Annotated in this window: 13 protein-coding genes; 8 read left to right on the forward strand and 5 right to left on the reverse strand. The window is 70.2% G+C overall.

Going from position 1 to position 17,148, the window contains the following annotated elements:
* The first annotated feature begins 14 nt into the window (after positions 1-14).
* Both ACQEVI_RS15790 and ACQEVI_RS15795 read left to right on the forward strand, forming a co-directional pair.
* Positions 15-6,770: an RHS repeat-associated core domain-containing protein gene (locus ACQEVI_RS15790; protein WP_432900460.1), complete on the forward strand. Its 6,756-nt coding sequence runs from the start codon at positions 15-17 to the stop codon at positions 6,768-6,770.
* 143 nt (positions 6,771-6,913) lie between these two features.
* A complete protein-coding gene (locus ACQEVI_RS15795) occupies positions 6,914-7,168 on the forward strand; it encodes a hypothetical protein (protein ID WP_432900462.1) in 255 nt (84 codons plus the stop codon).
* 1 nt (position 7,169) lies between these two features.
* Here the strand turns inward: ACQEVI_RS15795 and ACQEVI_RS15800 are convergent, their stop codons facing one another.
* Both ACQEVI_RS15800 and ACQEVI_RS15805 read right to left on the reverse strand, forming a co-directional pair.
* On the reverse strand, positions 7,170-7,331 hold the full coding sequence (locus ACQEVI_RS15800; RefSeq protein ID WP_432905963.1) for a helix-turn-helix domain-containing protein: 162 nt from the start codon (positions 7,329-7,331) through the stop codon (positions 7,170-7,172).
* Positions 7,277-7,651, reverse strand: a complete 375-nt coding sequence (locus ACQEVI_RS15805; protein WP_432900464.1) for a DUF2975 domain-containing protein — start codon at positions 7,649-7,651, stop codon at positions 7,277-7,279. The genes ACQEVI_RS15800 and ACQEVI_RS15805 overlap by 55 nt, the downstream gene beginning before the upstream one ends.
* Positions 7,652-7,769: 118 nt before the next feature.
* On the opposite strand from ACQEVI_RS15805, the gene ACQEVI_RS15810 reads away from it, so the two are divergent.
* Entirely contained in the window at positions 7,770-8,123 is a 354-nt protein-coding gene (locus tag ACQEVI_RS15810; RefSeq protein ID WP_432900466.1) for a hypothetical protein, read from the forward strand.
* 11 nt (positions 8,124-8,134) lie between these two features.
* On the opposite strand, the gene ACQEVI_RS15815 is transcribed toward ACQEVI_RS15810, so the two are convergent.
* Positions 8,135-8,986 (reverse strand): arylamine N-acetyltransferase family protein, encoded by an 852-nt coding sequence (locus tag ACQEVI_RS15815; RefSeq protein WP_432900468.1) that lies wholly within the window; start codon positions 8,984-8,986, stop codon positions 8,135-8,137.
* A gap of 92 nt (positions 8,987-9,078) precedes the next feature.
* On the opposite strand from ACQEVI_RS15815, the gene ACQEVI_RS15820 reads away from it, so the two are divergent.
* Entirely contained in the window at positions 9,079-9,561 is a 483-nt protein-coding gene (locus tag ACQEVI_RS15820; RefSeq protein ID WP_432900470.1) for a DUF456 domain-containing protein, read from the forward strand.
* A gap of 31 nt (positions 9,562-9,592) precedes the next feature.
* Here the strand turns inward: ACQEVI_RS15820 and ACQEVI_RS15825 are convergent, their stop codons facing one another.
* The gene (locus tag ACQEVI_RS15825; protein ID WP_432900472.1) at positions 9,593-10,147 is read right to left on the reverse strand and encodes a PaaI family thioesterase; all 555 of its coding nucleotides are present in this window, start codon (positions 10,145-10,147) and stop codon (positions 9,593-9,595) included.
* A 24-nt stretch (positions 10,148-10,171) separates the two neighbouring features.
* Between ACQEVI_RS15825 and ACQEVI_RS15830 the strand changes: the two genes are divergently transcribed.
* Complete coding sequence (locus ACQEVI_RS15830; RefSeq protein ID WP_432900474.1) at positions 10,172-12,175, forward strand: S9 family peptidase; 2,004 nt, start codon at positions 10,172-10,174, stop codon at positions 12,173-12,175.
* A gap of 13 nt (positions 12,176-12,188) precedes the next feature.
* The gene (locus tag ACQEVI_RS15835; RefSeq protein WP_432900476.1) at positions 12,189-12,662 is read left to right on the forward strand and encodes a GNAT family N-acetyltransferase; all 474 of its coding nucleotides are present in this window, start codon (positions 12,189-12,191) and stop codon (positions 12,660-12,662) included.
* 9 nt (positions 12,663-12,671) lie between these two features.
* Here ACQEVI_RS15835 and ACQEVI_RS15840 read toward each other — a convergent pair whose 3' ends face one another.
* Positions 12,672-14,246 (reverse strand): sugar transferase, encoded by a 1,575-nt coding sequence (locus ACQEVI_RS15840; protein ID WP_432900478.1) that lies wholly within the window; start codon positions 14,244-14,246, stop codon positions 12,672-12,674.
* Positions 14,247-14,565: 319 nt separating this feature from the next.
* On the opposite strand from ACQEVI_RS15840, the gene ACQEVI_RS15845 reads away from it, so the two are divergent.
* Positions 14,566-15,750 carry a glycosyltransferase family 4 protein gene (locus tag ACQEVI_RS15845; RefSeq protein ID WP_432900479.1) on the forward strand — a complete coding sequence of 395 codons (1,185 nt, stop codon included), beginning with the start codon at positions 14,566-14,568 and terminating at the stop codon, positions 15,748-15,750.
* A 108-nt stretch (positions 15,751-15,858) separates the two neighbouring features.
* The gene (locus ACQEVI_RS15850) at positions 15,859-17,082 is read left to right on the forward strand and encodes a DUF1972 domain-containing protein (protein WP_432900480.1); all 1,224 of its coding nucleotides are present in this window, start codon (positions 15,859-15,861) and stop codon (positions 17,080-17,082) included.
* The last annotated feature ends 66 nt before the right edge of the window (positions 17,083-17,148 follow it).

Here is a 17,148-nt window from a genome sequence, read left to right on the forward strand (position 1 = left end):
GAGGGGGCGCGGCGATGACGGGAAAGTACGAACGACGGGCGATCGGCCGGAGGACGGCGCACGGCCGGTGGAGCGGTCGCGGTGCGAGCGTGGTGGCCGGGACACTGGCGTTGGTGCTGGCGGCCCCGGTGGTCGCGCCCGCGCTCGCGGCGGAGCTCGCCCCAGCCGAGGTCCAGGACATGTCGCTGGAGGAGTGGCGCGACTACACCGACTCCCTCGGGTTCGACACCCAGGACGCACGCATCACCCACACGGAGGCCCTTGGCACCGAGGACGTGGACCGTGCCCCGAAGGTCAGGCGGATGCCCGGCGCGCCTGCGCAGCGGGTTGAGCGTCCTGCGGCCGGCGACACCACCCTCGTCCTTGAGCAGGGTTCTCGGCCGGGCACGGACTCGGCACGCGACCGCGCGAAGGGTGGCGACCGGCGGGTCTCGGGGAAGGCTGGTGGTCTGGCGGTCGGCCTGCGTCCCGTCGAGGGCGGTGAGGACCTGCCGGACGCGCTCGAGGTCACTCACCTCGGCCGCGGCGCAGCCGAGCGGGTCGGTGCCGCAGGACCGGTGATCACGCTCGACGCCACCGCCTCGGCGTCCGGGGGCAAGGCGCGTTCCGCCGCGGGGAGTCCGGAGAAGGCCCCGGGTGTGCGGATCGACGTCGACGTGTCGCACCTGATGCCTGCCGGCGGTGACCTCGTGCACCGGCTGCGCCTGGTGCAGCTGCCCGCCTGCGCCCTCACGTCGTCGCAAGTGGCGTCGTGCCAGGTGCAGCACCCCGTGACGGATGCGGATCTGGAGGTGGACGAGAAGGCGGGAACCGCGACCATCTCGGGAACCGCCGAGGTTCCGACCACGTCGTCGGACGCTTCCCCGAACGCTGCCAAGGACGCGTCGTCGGGCATGGCGGTGCTGGCAGTGATGGCCGGCACGGCTGGTGGCGCGGGTGACTGGGGTGCGACGTCGCTGTCGTCGTCGGCGTCGTGGAACGTGGCCACGCAGACTGGCGCGTTCTCCTGGTCCTACCCGCTGCGGACCGCGCCTACCGCGGGTGGTCTGTCCCCGGACCTGTCGCTGTCGTACTCCTCTGCGAGTCATGACGGGCGAGTGGTGTCGGCCAACTCGCAGGCGACCCAGGTGGGCGACGGCTGGGAGGCGAACCTCTCCGGCTACGTGGAGCGCAAGTACGTGCCGTGCAGCGAGGACCGGTCCGCCGTCGACGGACAGGCACCGAACAACGCCTCCCGGGCCACCGGGGACCTCTGCTGGAAGTCGAACAACGCGACGCTGGTGTTCAACGGGTCGTCGACCGAGCTGGTCCGGGACGGTGCGACGAACACGTGGCGGCCCAAGAACGACGACAACACCAGGGTCGTCCGTGCCACCGGCGGGTCCGGGGAGGGACCGGACGGGGAGCACTGGGTCGTGACCACCGCCGACGGCACCACCTACACCTTCGGTGGCGGGGTCACCGGCGGTGGGGCGGCGTCGAACTCGGTGCAGTACGTGCGGGTGTACGGCAATCACGCCGGCGAGCCGTGCCACGCCGCGTCGTTCGCGTCGTCCTCCTGCGCCCAGATGCCATACCGATGGAACCTGGACCTGGTCGAGGACGTGTCCGGGAACACGATGTCGTACACGTACCAGCGGGCGACCAACCGCTACGGGCACAACCTGAACGCCGGCACCACGGAGTATGTGCGGGCCGCGCGCCTGAACCGCATCGACTACGGAACCCGCGCCGGGTCCTCGACCGCGGCTCCCGCTCGAGTGACGTTCGACTACGCCGAGCGGTGCATCCCGGGTGACGGATTCAGCTGCGCGGCGGGAGATCTGAACGAGGCCAACAGCTCCCACTGGCCGGACGTTCCCCGCGACCTGATCTGCACGTCGAGCTCGTCGTGCGCCCAGACGTCGGCGGCGTTCTTCGACCGATGGCGGCTGACCGGCATCACGACTCGGGTCCGCGAGGGCACCGGCTATGTCCCGGTGGACTCCTGGGCGCTCGGCCAGTCGTTCCCCGACCCGGGCGACGGCTCGGACCCGGCGCTATGGCTCGACTCGATCCAGCACACCGGTCAGGGCGGCACCACGAGCACGTCGGACGACGTGAAGCTGCCTGCGGTGACGTTCCACGGCGCACAGAAGGACAACCGGGTCGACACCACCGGTGATCTGGGCCCGGCGATGACGCGTTACCGGATCGACGAGATCCGCTCCGAGTCCGGCGGAATCACCACGGTCGCGTACTCGGGCATGGAGTGCACCACCGCCAACACCGCAGGTCTGGACCCCGCGTCGAACGACAAGCGGTGCATGCCGGTGTTCTGGACGCCCGAGGGCGCCGCCGAGCAGGTGCGTGAGTACTTCCACCACTACCGAGTGGTCTCGGTGACGCAGGACCCCAGGATTCACGGCACCGTCCCGATCGACACCACCTACGACTACACCGGTTCCCCGGCGTGGCACTACGACGACAACGAGCTGACCAAGCCGAAGTACCGCACCTGGGGCCAGCTGCGCGGCTACTCGAGGGTCGACGTCTACACCGGTGCGACGAGCCAGGCCGGGCAGCCGCGCCTGCGCACGGCTTACAGGTACTTCCGCGGCCAGCACGGGGACCGCGACGGTTCTGGCGGCACTCGCGACGTGGCTGTCGACGGGATCGACGACCTGGACCAGTTCTCCGGGATGCTGCGCGAGGAGATCACCTACGACGGCGACACCGTCGTCGGACGGGCCCTGAGTACCCCGTGGCGGTCGGTGGCGACCGCCGTCGATCCGGACGATGCCTCGAAGAAGGCCTTTCACACCAGTACCTCCGCGACCGAGACCGTCACCCCGGTCGCGGGCGGTGGGACCCGCACGTTGCGGACCGAGACCACGTTCGACGGGTTCGGTATGCCCACCGAGGTGACCGAGCGCGGTGACACGTCGTTCTCCGGGGACGAGCTCTGCACGCGTACCACCTACAACCGGAACACGGGCAAGAACATCCTGACCACCGTCGACCAGGTCGAGACGGTCGATGTGCGGTGCGACCAGACGCCATCCCGTCCGGGCGATGTGATCAAGGTTGTCCGGCACGGTTACGACACCAAGGCCGTCGGAGTTGCTCCGACCCAGGGGCGGGTGACTCTCACCCAGGAGGTCGACCGCTACGAAGGGTCCACGCCGGTGTACGTGGACGTGAACCAGACCCGGTACAACAGCTACGGACAGCCGATCAGCTCGACCGACGCCCTGGGGAACGTGACCAGGACCGCGTACGACAACACGGCCGGCGGCGGAGGACTCACGAAGTCCTCCACGGTCACCACCGCTGACCCTGACGACAGTGGGCAGCTGACCCCGCACACCGCGACGACGGAGGTGGATCCGGCGTGGGGCGTGCCCGTCAAGGCGACCGATGCGAACGGGAAGGCCACGCACGGTGCGTATGACGCCCTGGGGCGTCTTGTGCGGGTGTGGGAGCCGGGCCGGGTGCCCAACGTGGACGACCCCACGTCGAAGTTCACGTACGGGGTGAACGCCTCAGGCCTGAACAGCGTGGTCACCCAGACGCTCAACTGGGACGCATCGGGGTACGTGGCCTCGAGCGTGATCTACGACGGGCTGCTGCGGCAGCGGCAGGCTCAGAGCCCGTCCGCCTCCGCGGCGGTGGCCGGCAAGGTCATCTCGGAGTCGTTCTACGACACCCGCGGGCTGAGCTGGGTCACTCGTGACGGGTGGGCCACCACGGGTGCGCCCTCAGGACAGCTTGTGACGTCGGCGTCGGCTGTCGACTCCCGGGTCGTGCACGCCTACGACGGGGCGGGGCGACCCGTGTCGGAGACGTTCCAGGTGGGTGAGGGTGAGGCACCCGACGACGAGGAGTCGTACCTCGACACGTGGACCACCACCACGACGTACCAGGGCGACCGGGTACACACGAACCCGCCCACGGGTGGGACACCGACCACGACGGTGATCGACGCCCGGGGCCGCACCAAGGAGCTGTGGCAGTACGAGGGTGCGTCCCCGACGGGTACCCACCACACGACGTCCTACGAGTACGACGGCGCAGACCGCCTGGTCGGCGCGACCGACTCGGCGGGCAACGAGTGGACCTACGGGTTCGACCTGCGCGGCCGGCAGGTCTCGACGTCGGACCCGGACAAGGGTGAGGCGACCACGAAGTACGACGCGACGGGGAACGTCGTCAGCACCACCGACGCGCGCGACGAGCTGCTGGCGTACACGTACGACCACCTGAACCGTCCCACGACGTTGCGTGAGGGCGGTGCCAGCGGGCCCGTCCGGTCGAGCTGGACCTATGACCTGCTGGGCGACGGCAAGGTGGCGAAGGGGCAGCAGACTTCCTCGACCCGTCATGATGGGGGTGTGGAGTACACCACGAGCATCGAAGGGTTCACCGACCGGTACCTGCCGACCTCGACCACGGTGAGCATTCCGGAGTCGGAGACGACGCCGGAGGGGCTGGCCGGTGAGTACACCTACGAGTTCACCTACACCGAGGACGGCCGGGTGCATACCCAGACCGTGCCTGGGGTCGGTGGGATCGCGGACGAGGGCCTGACCACGTACTACTCCGACACCAACGGCGGCGTGGCCGATGGCCTGACCGGTGGGTTCGGGTGGGGCAACTACGTGGGGCGGGCCGACTTCCTGCCCACCGGCGAGCTTTCCTACCTGCGGACGGGCAACACGCACGCCTATCAGGAGTCGTTGTACTACGGCTTCGGCACCCGCCGCCTGGACGGGGTGACCACGACGCAGCAGACGGGACGCGAGGACGACCAGCTCCACGAGCTGCGCCATGCGACCTACTCGTATGACGACGCGGGGAACGTGCTCGGCATCTCAGACACCCCTGACCCAGCACTGGGTAGCCAGCCGGCCGATCAGCAGTGCTTCAGCTACGACTGGGCTCGCCGGTTGACGGGGGCCTGGACCCCTGGCTCGGGTGACTGCGCCACGGCGCCGTCCGTGGCCGCTCTGGGTGGCGCGGAGCCGTACTGGAAGTCCTACGGGTACGACGACGCGACCGGGAACCGCACCTCGACGGTGCTGCACCGGGCGAGCGCGGACGGCGGGAACGTGACGTCTGCGTACACGTACCCGCAGGCGGGCGACGCGCGGCCGCACGCGGCGTCTACCGTGACCGCCACGTCGGGCAGTGCGACGTTGGGTGAGTCCGCCTACACATGGGACGCGTCGGGGAACCTGACGGGGCGCGCCCTCGCGGGCAAGCCGGCCCAGGAGCTGTCGTGGGACGTGGAGGGCGAGCTCTCCGCAGTGGCCGAGGACGCCGACGGCGACGGCACGATCGACGACGCCGAACGTGCCGAACAGGACGGGTACGTGTACTCCGCTGACGGCGACCGGCTCCTCCGTACGCAGGGCGGGGACACCACGCTGTACCTGCCCGGCCAGGAGGTGAGGCTGGACGGCGAGACAGGCGCGGTGTCGGCGCAGCGCTACTACTCGTTCGCGGGTGAGACCGTGGCGGTACGCACGGGATCACGGTTCTCGGACGTCACGACGATCTTCGCCGACCACCACGGCACCGGGACGATCCAGGTGGCGAACACGACCAACCAGGTCACGCGGCGGTACACGGATCCGTTCGGAGCGCCGCGGGACGAGGCTGTTGGTGTCGATCCCGAGCTGGACCCGGCCGGTGGGGAGTCCGTGCACGAGGTCGGGGACCCGTCCGGCTGGGTGGGTGATCACGGGTTCCTCGACAAACCTCAGGACTCGACGGGGCTCACGGCGGTCGGGGCGCGGATGTTCGATCCTGCGCTGGGCAGCTTCGTGAGTGTTGATCCGGTGATGGACCTGACGGATCCGCAGCAGTGGAACGCCTATGCGTACTCGAACCAGAACCCGACTACGTGGTCGGACCCGACCGGTCTGTTGTTCTCGGAGTGCCACGACGGGTCGCATTCGTGCAAGGTGGGCAAGGGCGGGAACATCTCGGCGAAGCGAAACTGGGACAAGTGTGAGCGCGGCGCCATCAGCTGTGTGAAGAAGAAGAAGGGTTCGGGCGGTAGCCCGGTCTATGTGCGTGAGTGCTACACGGCGTACGCGTGCAACTTCTACTCGAAGAACAAGGATGGCTTCGAGACGAGTTCAGGTTCAACGGCCGCGCTGGTGGACAAGACAGTCTCGGCAGCCGAACGTGCGCGTCGGGTTGCCGCAGCGCAGAGGGCGGCCAAGATCGCGGAGGAACGCGAGGCCGCGGCAGCGCGGGAGGCCGCGCAACACAAGCGTGAGCAGGAAGGCGGGTGGCTGCAAAACCTTCGAGGCATTGCAGGATCGGATGGTTTTAACAACTTCCTTACGGGTGCGGGATTCGTTGTAGCTGCTGCAGGTTTGGTTGCGTGTATCGCGGCCACTGCTGGATTATGTGGCGCTGCAGTCCTGGCGGGCGTGGGATTCAGCGCTGCATCGAACGCGGCAAAGGCATTCGGTGGAACACAAAGTTGGGCGCAAGCGGGCGCCGGTTTTGGCGTAGACCTCGCTTTCGCCAGTATTCCAGGAGCACGGCTGATCAGAAATAGCGGGCTCGGCCGTTTGGGGAAGCACGCGGCGCTTGGTGCATATGCCAAGGCCGGTCGACATTTCAAGGGGGACCCACAACGGACACTTCCGCTTATGGAGGCTGCGTTCCATCGCCCTGTTGAGACGTCGGCGAGGGCGCTCGGCATCACTGCAGGAGCGCTCCCTGGCCTCTCTGGGGGAGATATCAACTACACTTCACCACTCTTTAGGTGATGGATTCCTTGGATGCGGTCCGTATAGCCGTAGCGCTCGTGAGTGGCGTGTCCGCTGTGTGGTTGGCATTTGTTTCGGTGGCACTCTCGCAGGGGCTCGTTGTTCTGGAGGCGCCACGCCGACTAGCAGTTCTTGCAAGGTGGGTGACTGCTGTCGCTGCAGTTGCCGGTGGGGCGGTCGTGGCGATTATTGGTGATGTGCAGCCGCACGTTGGTGCTCAGGTGGTGTCGTGCATCGCAATCGCGCTGGGGTCGTATGCGGCGATCGCCTGTGGCCGCGCGTTCCGTGATGCCCGCGATCGCGGTGAAAGGCGGTCCTTGCTGCGTATGACCCGCTTTGGTTTGGCAGCCGTATTCTTGGGGTCTCTCGGGTTGATCGCAGCGCACCTGCTGGTGTGAATCAGGACTCTTCAGCCACTTGTCGGAGTACATTCCCCGGCTGGCAGTCGAGCGCCGTGCACAGCGCGTCCAGCGTGCTGAACCGCACCGCCTTCGATCGCCCGTTCTTCAGGACGGCGAGGTTCGCCGGCGTGATGCCCACCCGGTCGGCGTGCTGAGCCAGATCAGGAGGCCGAGCGCCGAGGCACCGGCGGCGCCCGTGGCGCCGATGATCACGTCGACCCACCGGAACGCACTGGTGGAGAAGACGGTGTCGTGCCGCACCATCGTGAGCAGGCGCCATGCGCAGACCAGCACCACGTGAGCCGCGGTCAGGCCGATGATCGACACGGTCAGGGCCGGGGTCCGCAGGTGATCGACCTCTGGATACCTGGTCGCGAGCGACCGTGCGATGTCGGGGAGGACCCACGCCTGGGTGATGAGCACCCCCAGGAGCATGAGGAGAATCACTGCCCGGAGCAGGCGCACGACAAAGGTGTTCATCTGAGACTCATCTCTATCGATAAACGATAGAAACCTGTCGCTGTGCGAGCGGTACCGCAAGGGGTGAACGGTGCAGATCTGGCCACTCCCGCACGCATCGCGCATATAGCATCCAGGCATGGAGTTCCTCTACAACGTCTTCGTGTTCCTGCACTTCGCGAGCTGGGCTCTCGTGTTCGGCGGCGCCATCGCGTCGATGCGGACCAAGGCCCTCTACAAGGGTGTCTCGCACGGTGCCTTGGGAGCCGTCGTCGCCGGCGTCATCATGGTCGGCATCGCCGAGATGGGCGGTCTCTGGGATGACGGCGGCCCGTCGATGGCGAAGATCGGCGTGAAGCTGGTCATCGCGCTCGCCGTCGCCGTGCTCGCCGTCATCGCCGTCCGCAAGGGTGAGGACGTCTCGAAGGGTCTCAAGGGCGCGGTCCTGGGCCTGACCCTGGTGAACATCCTGGTCGCCGTCTTCTGGAACTGACCGGCTGACCGCTAGCCGGCCGCCCTGGTCGCCAGCCACTCCCGGTGGGCGGCCAGGCTGCGGTCGAACAGGCCGCGCAGGGCGTCGTCGTCGATGCCTTGCGGCGCGATGCCCAGGGTCCGGAGCCCGTCCCGCCAGTCGTCGTACGCCGTGAGCTCGACCCGTTCCGTGCGTGAGCCGGTGCGGGTGAACAGGCAGCCGCGCAGCGTCGCCGCGGCGTCGGGCAGACGCCGTTGGACGACGAGCTTGCGCGCGTAGGCGCCGTCCGCCGGGTCGGTCAGGCGGCGGTGCGCCGACTGCTCGCGCTCCGGTGTCAGCTCCTCGTCGAAGAGGTCGACCGCGCCGAAGCTGCCCTGGGTGTCGTGGTGGAACGTCCAGCCACCGTCGCGCAGCTCGAGCCGGTAGGTGAACGGGCCCTGCCGGTACTCGCCCGCGAGCAGCGGCAGCGGGTCGTGGAGGCCGTCGCCGCAGCCGACGTCGGGCCACCAGAGGCCGCCGGGGTTGTCGTCGGTGGGGAGACCGCGGACGTGCATCGCCAGGTGTCCGACGTGCACGTCCTGGCGCTCGGCGTCGTCGTCCCAGTTGTGGCCCCACGCGGGCACGACGTCGTAGCCGAGCTCCCGGAGCACCACGGTCAGGATGCCGTTGTGGTGGAAGCAGTAGCCGGCGTTGCCGCCGGCCGCTACCCGGGCCAGGGTCGCCGCCGCGTCGACGGCCGGCGGGCTGCCGAGCATGGTGTGCAGGTTCTCGTACGGGATCCGCTCTGCGTGCCGCCGGTGGAGCTCGAAGAGGGTCTCGACGGTTGCCGGCGGGCGCTCGTCGAGGCCGAGCCGGGTGAGGTAGCCGACCACGTCACGCATCATGGTGAGCAGGGTAGACGTCCTGCGTCACGCTCAGTCTGGTCGTTCGGCCGAGTTTGGCCGAGCCGACGTCGTGGGACCGCTAAAGTTCGCCCGTGGACGTTTGGGCAGAGGTACTCGTCGGTGTGGCCATCCTGGTAGGACTGATCGGCATAGTCGTCCAGGTGTTGCCTGGCTCCGTGCTCGTGCTGGGCGGCATTCTCGTGTGGGCGATCATGACCGGCGGCGTGCAGGCCTGGGTGGTCTTCGGCGTCGCGGTGGTCGCCATCGCCATCGCCGAGGTGCTCCAGTGGATCCTTGCCGGCAAGCACATGCGCAAGGCCGAGATACCCATGCTGACCCTTGCGGTGGGCGGCATAGCGGGGATCATCGGGTTCTTCGTGATCCCCGTGCTCGGCCTGTTCCTGTTCTTCGTCGGCGCGGTCTTCCTGCTGGAGTGGGCGCGCCGCAAGGACGTGCGGGCAGCCACGAGCGCCACCAAGGCCGCCGTCCAGGCGACGCTGATCACCATCGGCGTGCAGCTCGTGGGCTCGCTGATCGCGGCGGGCGCCTGGCTGATCGGCACGTGGGTGACCTGACCCAAAGCGGACCTTGAGTGCGGGGTTCGCGTCAGGCGCGCGCCGGCGGGAGGTCGAAGATCAGCAGCGTGCTCGACGCCGTCGCCACCACCGCGCCGCTCGCGTCCCGGACGACGCCCTCGGTGAAGCCGACGCGCGAACCCGCCTTGACCACCGTGCCCTCAGCGGTGAGCTGGCCGCTGTTGCCGCGCACGGCCTTGACGTAGTTGACCTTGATCTCCACCGACGTGTAGCCCTTGCCCTGGGGCAGCACCGACTGCATGGCGCAGCCGCACACGGTGTCCAGGAGCGTGCAGAGGACGCCGCCGTGGATGGTCCCGATCGGGTTGAAGCCGGACTCGTCCGGCGCGCACCTGAACGTGACCCGGCCCTCCTCCACGACGTCGATGTCGAGGCCGAAGTGCGCGGCGATCGGCGGCGGCGGGATGACGCCCTCGCGCATCCGGGTCAGGAACTCGAGGCCCGACATCAAGGGCGCCTGTGCGGCGATCTGCACGGGGTCGAACCAGGTCAGCTCGCGGGTACGCGGCTCGCCCCAGGCCTCGTGAGCGCTCGCGGGGGCGTCGGTCTGCTGTGTTTCGGACATGTCGGCAAGGGTAATGTCCGGCTCATGCAGGCCACTGACCTCCCGCTGATCCGTACCGTCTCCCGGCCCGCCGTCCATCCGGACGGCACCTGGGCAGTCGTGTCGGTGACCCGCCCCGATCTCGACGCCGACGCCACCGTGGGGCAGCTCTGGCGGGTGCCGCTGGGGTCGGCGGGCGACGAGTCCCGGCGTCTCACCCGCGGCTTCCGGGACACCGCCCCGCGCATCTCGCCCGACGGCGCCCTGATCGCCTTCCTGCGCGCCCAGCCGCAGTCGGCGCCGCAGCTCTGGGTGCTGCCGACCAGCGGCGGCGAGGCCGTGCAGGTCACGGACCGCAAGCTGGGCGTCACCGACTTCCGCTGGTCGCCCGACGGCGGGCGCATCGCCTTCCTGAGCCGTGAGCCCCAGCCGGGCCGGTACGGCTCGGTCGAGGGCATCGCGCCGGGTGCCGAGCCGCCGCGCCGCATCACCGAGTGGAGCTGGACCCGCAACGGCCTCGGCTATCACCGGGACCGCCCGCAGCACGCGTTCCTGGTCGACGTTCCCGACGTCGCCGCCGAGCCGGTGGTGCAGCCGGTCCCGACCGCGGAGGGTGAGCCCGAACCGCGGCCCACTGTGCCGGAAGCGCGGCGGCTGACCACCGACGACGTCGACCACAGCGGTATCGCCTTCACGCCGGACGGCGGATCGATCGGCGTCATCGCCGAACGCGAGCAGGGCCCGGGCCAGGTGCCGAGGGGCGCCCTGCGCGTACTCCCGCTGGGCGTCCCCGCGACCGGTGGTGGCTCCGAGATCGACCTCGGCACGCTCGCCCCGCAGGCGATCGCGTTCGGCTCCGGCGGCGAGCTGTACGTCGTCGCGCAGGACGTCGGCGCGGAGGGCAAGGACTTCGTCGCGCGGAACGCCGCGCTGTACGTGCTGTCCGCGTGGGCAGACGCGGCGCCGCGCCGGCTCACGGACCCGGAGACCCAGGAGGTCGGGGGCGAGCCGCTGCTCCTGCCTGACGGCGGCGTGCTGCTCGCCCTCGCGAGCCGCGGCACGCAGCAGGTCGTCCGCATCTCCGACGACGGGGTCACAACCCAGCTGACCAGCGGCGATGTAGTCGTCTCGGAGTTCGACGCCGCGGGTGGCACCCTCGCCGTCTCGTATGCGGACCCCGGTACCTACGGCGAGGTCGGCGTCGTGGAGCTGGCGGGTGCCGAGGGCGGCGCGCCCCGCCGTCGGACGGACTTCTCCGCGCCTCTGCGCGCGACCGGAGTCGTGACCCCGAAGGACCTGACCGTCACCGGCCGTGACGGGTACCCGGTGCACGGCTGGATCGCGGTTCCCGAGGGCACCGGCCGGTTCCCCACCCTGCTGATGATCCACGGCGGCCCCTACGCCTCGTACGAGGTGGGCCTGTTCGACGAGACGCAGGTGCTGGTCGACGCCGGGTACGCGGTCGTGTACTGCAACCCGCGCGGCTCCGCCGGCTACGGGCAGGCCCACGGCCGGGCGATCCGCCAGGCGATGGGCACCGTCGACCTGCACGACGTGCTGGACTTCCTGGACGGCGCGGCGGCAGCGGACGGGCGGCTCGACCCGTCGCGGGTGGGGGTGCTCGGCGGTTCGTACGGCGGGTACCTCACGGCGTGGACCATCGCCCACGACCACCGGTTCGCCGCCGCGATAGTGGAGCGCGGGTTCCTCGACCCGGAGGTGTTCTTCGGGACCAGCGACATCGGCTCGTTCTTCGGCACGGAGTACGTGGGCGAGGCTCCTGAGCAGATCGCCACGCAGTCGCCGCAGGCGGTTGCCGGGCAGGTGCGTACGCCCACGCTCGTCATGCACTCCGAGCTCGACCTGCGCTGCCCGCTGTCCCAGGCGGAGCGCTACTACTCGACGCTCAAGCGGCACGGTGTCGAGACGGAGCTGGTGGTCTTCCCCGGCGAGAACCACGAGCTGTCCCGCTCCGGCCGCCCCCGCCACCGGCAGCAGCGCTTCGACCTGATCCTGGACTGGTGGAAGCGGCACCTGCCGGTGGGATGAGAGCATCGACCCCGTGCAGATCATCACCGCCCCCCTTGACCAGCTCGACGTGACCATCGCCTACGGGGTCTGGAAGCTGCGCCAGGACGTGTTCGTCGTCGAGCAGGACTGCCCGTACGAGGACCTGGACGGGCGCGACCTCGAGCCCACCACCGTGCACGTGGTGGGCGTCGGGGAGGCGGCGCCCGACTCGGTGTCCGACGGCGGGACCCGCGTGCTCGGCACCGCGCGCGTGCTCGACGACGGCGACGTCTGGCGCATCGGCCGCGTCGCCCTGGTCAAGGGCGCGCGGGGCAAGGGGCTGTCCGACGAGCTGATGCGTACGGCGCTGCGGTACGTGGACGACTCGGGCGACACCCGCGACGTGGTGCTGGACGCGCAGTCCCCGCTCACCCGCTGGTACGGCAAGCACGGGTTCGAGCAGGACGGCGCGGAGTTCCTGGAGGACGGTATCCCGCACACCCCGATGCGCCTGACCCGGGCCTGACCCAGAGGGTCAGTAGGCGCCCCGGGCCGAGACCACCGCGCGGGCCGTCTGGGCCAGGATCAGCAGGTCCAGGAACGGCGTCCAGTTCTCGGCGTAGTAGACGTCGAGCCGGACCGACTCCTCCCAGGACAGGTCCGAACGCCCGGTGACCTGCCACAGGCCGGTCATGCCGGGCTTGACGAGCAGCCGGCGCTTCATCCGTTCCTCGTAGGCCGCCACCTCGTGGGGCAGCGGCGGGCGCGGACCGACGAGGCTCATGTGCCCGCGGAGCACGTTGAAGAGCTGCGGCAGCTCGTCGAGCGAGTAACGGCGCAGGAACCGCCCGACGCGCGTGACCCGCGGGTCGGAGCGCATCTTGAACAGCGGGCCCTCGGCCTCGTTGACGGCGGCCAGCGCGACGACGTCCCGGTCCGCGTCGACGTACATGGTGCGGAACTTGACCATCGGGAAGAGGCGCCCGCCGCGGCCGACGCGGTGCGAGAGGTAGAACACCGGTCCACGGCTGGTCAAGGCCACGGTCAGCGCGATGGCCAGCAGGATCGGTGAGACCAGGACCGTCAGCACCGCGGTCAGGCCCCAGTCCATGACCTGCTTCACGGAGAACTTGGGTCCCTCGAAGCGGGGGGTGTCCACGTGCAGCAGCGACATGCCGGGGGCCGGTGAGACGGTGATGCGGGGGACGGCGACGTCGGCCAGCTCGGCGGTGAGCATCAGGTCGACGCCGTACCGCTCGAGCTCCCAGCCCAGCCGCCGCACGACGTCGGCGGTGATCTCGTGCGAGCTGCACACGGCGACGGCACCCGCGCCCATCTCGTGCGCGGTCAGCCCGACATCGCTGAGGTCGCCGAGCACCGGGACGCCGCTCAGGCGCTCGCCCGCCTGGGCGCCGTTCGTGAGGCAGACGCCCGCCACCACGAACTCCTGCTCCGGGGCGCCGTTGAGCAGCCGGATCAGCCGCGACGCCTGCTCACGGTCGCCGATCGCCAGGAGGATGGTCAGGCCGCCGTCGCCGCGGCGGCGCTGCCGCAGCAGGTGCTGCCGCCAGAGGTAGCGCGACGCGACGAGGCCGACCATACCGAGCGGGAAGGCGACCAGCAGCAGTACGCGTGCCTCGGAGTAGGCGGTCACCCATGCGATCAGGACGATCAGGCTGAACGACTTCCAGGTGGCGTCGAGGACGCGCTGGTACTCGGACATGCCCCTGCCGAAGAAGCGCACGTCGTACGCGCGGTTCGTGGCGAGCGCGGCGAGCCAGGCAGTGGCGAGCAGCAGGCCGACGGCCGCGTGCAGCGGGCCGATGGCGGACCACTGCGAGGTGCCGCTGAGCGCGAGCTGCGCGCCGTAGGCAGTGATCAGGGTGACGCCGACCACCGCGGCGTCCGTGAGGCGGAGCCGCGCCTGGTAGCCGGCCTGCCAGCCGGTCCGGGCGCGGGGCATCGCTGCGGCCCGCAGCTGCCGGACCCGGGTGCCCTCGGACTGCGCACCGACCGGTTCGCCGTGGGTCATCGGCTCGCGGTTCTCGGCGGGGTCGTCCGGTACTGGAAAGAGGTGTGGCGGCTCGTTGTCAACCGAGTATGCGGTCACTCTCGATCCCTTCGGTTCCTGCTGGCGTGGTTGGCTCCGGACACGTGCGGTCGCGGCGTCAAGGACGTCGTGGGGTGTTGGTGGAGGCCTGGCGGTCGCTGTGCGCCCCGTGGCTGTGAACAAGTTACGGTGAAGTAGGGGACATCGCGGCGTGAACCCATAGAAGTCACCCGGTAGTTCTCAAGTTTCACCTCTCGGGCGGGCTATTTCGGCAGAATCAGCAATATTTCGCCCATCCCCTTCCTGTCCTGCTCCCGATCCCGGAGTTCACCCGGTCCGAGATCTCCTGTTTAGTGTCCGGCTGGCACAGTTGGCGATCATGACGACGGTTCTTCTCGCGCACGCCTCCGTGGAGCTCTACGGCTCCGACCTCCAGCTGGTCGAGACCGCGGCCGGATGTGTCGACGCCGGTGCGGACGTCGTCGTCGTGCTGCCCGGCGACGGACCGCTGGCCGGGCGGATGCGCGACGTCGGCGCGCGGGTGGAGACGCTCGACATGCCGGTGCTCCGCAAGGCGCACCTGACGCCGCGGGGCATCGTCGCCCTGGGGCTCGGCACGCTGCGGGCGCTCGGCCCGATGACGCGGCTGATCCGCCGCGTGCGCCCGGACGCGGTCCTCGTCAACACGCTGACCATTCCCGCGTGGCTGGTCGCCGCCCGGCTGGCCGGGGTCGCACCCGTGTGCCACGTGCACGAGGCGGAGGCCGACGCGCGGTGGGCGGTCCGCGTGGGACTCGCGGCACCGCTCCTGCTCGCGCGGGACGTCGTCGTGAACTCCGCCGCCGCACGTGACGTCGTCGTGTCGGCGGTCCCGGCGCTGAGGCGGCGCACGCGCGTGGTCTACAACGGCGTGCCGGGGCCGCCGGATGTCCCCCTGTCGGACGGCGGTGCGGAGGGCGGTGCGGCCGCGGCCCCGGGGTCCGCGCACGTGGTCCTGGTCGGACGCCTGTCGCCGCGCAAGGGGTCCGACGTGGCGCTCGAGGCGGTGGCGCTCCTCCGGGGCACCGGCCGGGACGTGCGGCTGACGCTGTGCGGCTCGGTGTTCGCCGGCTACGAGTGGTTCGAGGACCAGCTCCGGGTCCGTGCCTCCGCGGACGACCTGGCCGGCGCCGTCGACCTCGTGGGGTACGCGGACCCGTGGGAGTGGTTCGCCCGGGGCGACGTCGTCGTCGTGCCGTCTCGGGTGGAGCCGTTCGGGAACGTGGCGGTGCAGGCGATGCTCGCCGGGCGGCCCGTCGTGGCGAGCCGCACCCAGGGGCTCGCGGAGATCGTCGCGGACGGGGAGACCGGCCTGCTCGTGCGGCCCGACGACCCGGTGGCCCTGGCCGACGCGATCGCCGAGCTGCTCGACGACCCGGCGCACGCTGCCGCGCTGGCGGACGCCGGCCGGCGGGACGCCGCCGAGCGGTTCGGCGCGCAGCGGTACCGGGCGCAGATGGGGCGTCTGCTGGTGAGCCGGCGGTCCGTCGTGCGAAGGCTGTCGGGGGACGAGCAGCCGGCTTGAGACGGGCAGCACCTCGCGAATGTGCCGCTGGGCACAAAGCCCGTCTGGCGCGGGTGAAATAGGTGCTACGGGGTTTTCCAGGCATCTGACGCGATCTACGCTCCCGGCATGTCCCCTAGAACCCTCCGCATCGCGATGGTCGGCACACGCGGTGTTCCAGCGCGCTACGGAGGGTTCGAGACCGCCGTGGAAGAGATCGGGTCCAGGCTCGTGGAGCGCGGGCACCGGGTCCGGGTCTACTGTCGACAGGGCCTTGGCGCGCGGGACGGCGTCGCACCGCCCCTCACGCACCACCTGGGCATGGAGCTCGTCACGCTGCCCGCTCTGCGGCACCGCACCCTGGAGACGCTGAGCCACACCGCGTTGTCCGTCGCGCACCTGGCGGCGCGGCGCACCGACGTCGCGTTCGTGTTCAACGCGGCCAACGCACCGTTGCTGCCCGTCCTGCGCACGGCGCGCATCCCGGTCGCCACCCACGTCGACGGGCTGGAGTGGCGCCGCGCCAAGTGGGGACCGACCGGCCGGAGGTACTACCGGGCCGCGGAGACGGCGGCCGTGGGGCTCTCGGACGCCCTCATCGCGGACGCGCCGGGTATCGCCGACTACTACCGCGACGAGTACGACGTCGACAGCCGCCTCATCACCTACGGGGCGCCCGACCTGACCGGCATGGGGCACGAGCGCCTCCATGAGCTCGGCCTGACCCCTGACGGCTACCACCTGGTCGTCGCCCGGTTCGAGCCGGAGAACCACGTCGACGTGCTCGTCGAGGGGTACGCGGCAAGCGGCGCGTCCCGTCCGCTCGTCGTCGTCGGCTCCGCGCCCTATGCGCATGAGTACACGGAGCGGATCGCCGCGCTCGCGGCGAGCAACCCCAAGGTGCGCCTCCTGGGCGGCGTGTGGGACCAGGGACTCCTCGACCAGCTCTACGTCGGTGCCCTCACCTACCTGCACGGGCACTCGGTCGGCGGGACCAACCCGTCGCTGCTGCGTGCCATCGGGGGTGGGACCGCCACCGTCGCGTACGACGTCGCGTTCAACCGCGAGGTCCTCGGTGACGCCGGCCGCTACTTCCGCACGGCGGGCGACGTCGCCGCGCGGGTCGCCGAGGCCGAGAGCGACCCCGCAGGCTGCGCCGACCGGGGCCGAGCCCTGGCCGAGCGGGCGACCCAGTACGACTGGGACGAGGTCACCGACGGCTACGAACAGCTCGCGTTCGACCTCGCGGACCGGCGGACGCCTGGGCCGAAGCGTCTCGCACGACGTCGGCACGCCGCCGAGTGGGCCGCCGACGCCGAGCGGCCCGCCGACGCTGAGTCGAGGAAGAGCTGAGCGCACGTGGACCCGCATGACGGGCCGTCGAGGCCAGGAAGCGGTTATCGGCTGATCCGCCCTCGG

Source organism: Promicromonospora sp. CA-289599, from assembly GCF_050936155.1.
Classification (GTDB): domain Bacteria; phylum Actinomycetota; class Actinomycetes; order Actinomycetales; family Cellulomonadaceae; genus Promicromonospora.

Excerpts from the sequence above, each read along its gene's own strand:
- ACQEVI_RS15850 (WP_432900480.1), top strand. The coding sequence starts at position 15,859 with ATGTCCCCTAGAACCCTCCGCATCGCGATGGTCGGCACACGCGGTGTT.
- ACQEVI_RS15830 (WP_432900474.1), top strand. The coding sequence starts at position 10,172 with ATGCAGGCCACTGACCTCCCGCTGATCCGTACCGTCTCCCGGCCCGCC.
- ACQEVI_RS15825 (WP_432900472.1), bottom strand. The coding sequence starts at position 10,147 with ATGTCCGAAACACAGCAGACCGACGCCCCCGCGAGCGCTCACGAGGCC.
- ACQEVI_RS15790 (WP_432900460.1), top strand. The coding sequence starts at position 15 with ATGACGGGAAAGTACGAACGACGGGCGATCGGCCGGAGGACGGCGCAC.
- ACQEVI_RS15845 (WP_432900479.1), top strand. The coding sequence starts at position 14,566 with ATGACGACGGTTCTTCTCGCGCACGCCTCCGTGGAGCTCTACGGCTCC.
- ACQEVI_RS15805 (WP_432900464.1), bottom strand. The coding sequence starts at position 7,651 with ATGAACACCTTTGTCGTGCGCCTGCTCCGGGCAGTGATTCTCCTCATG.
- ACQEVI_RS15815 (WP_432900468.1), bottom strand. The coding sequence starts at position 8,986 with ATGATGCGTGACGTGGTCGGCTACCTCACCCGGCTCGGCCTCGACGAG.
- ACQEVI_RS15810 (WP_432900466.1), top strand. The coding sequence starts at position 7,770 with ATGGAGTTCCTCTACAACGTCTTCGTGTTCCTGCACTTCGCGAGCTGG.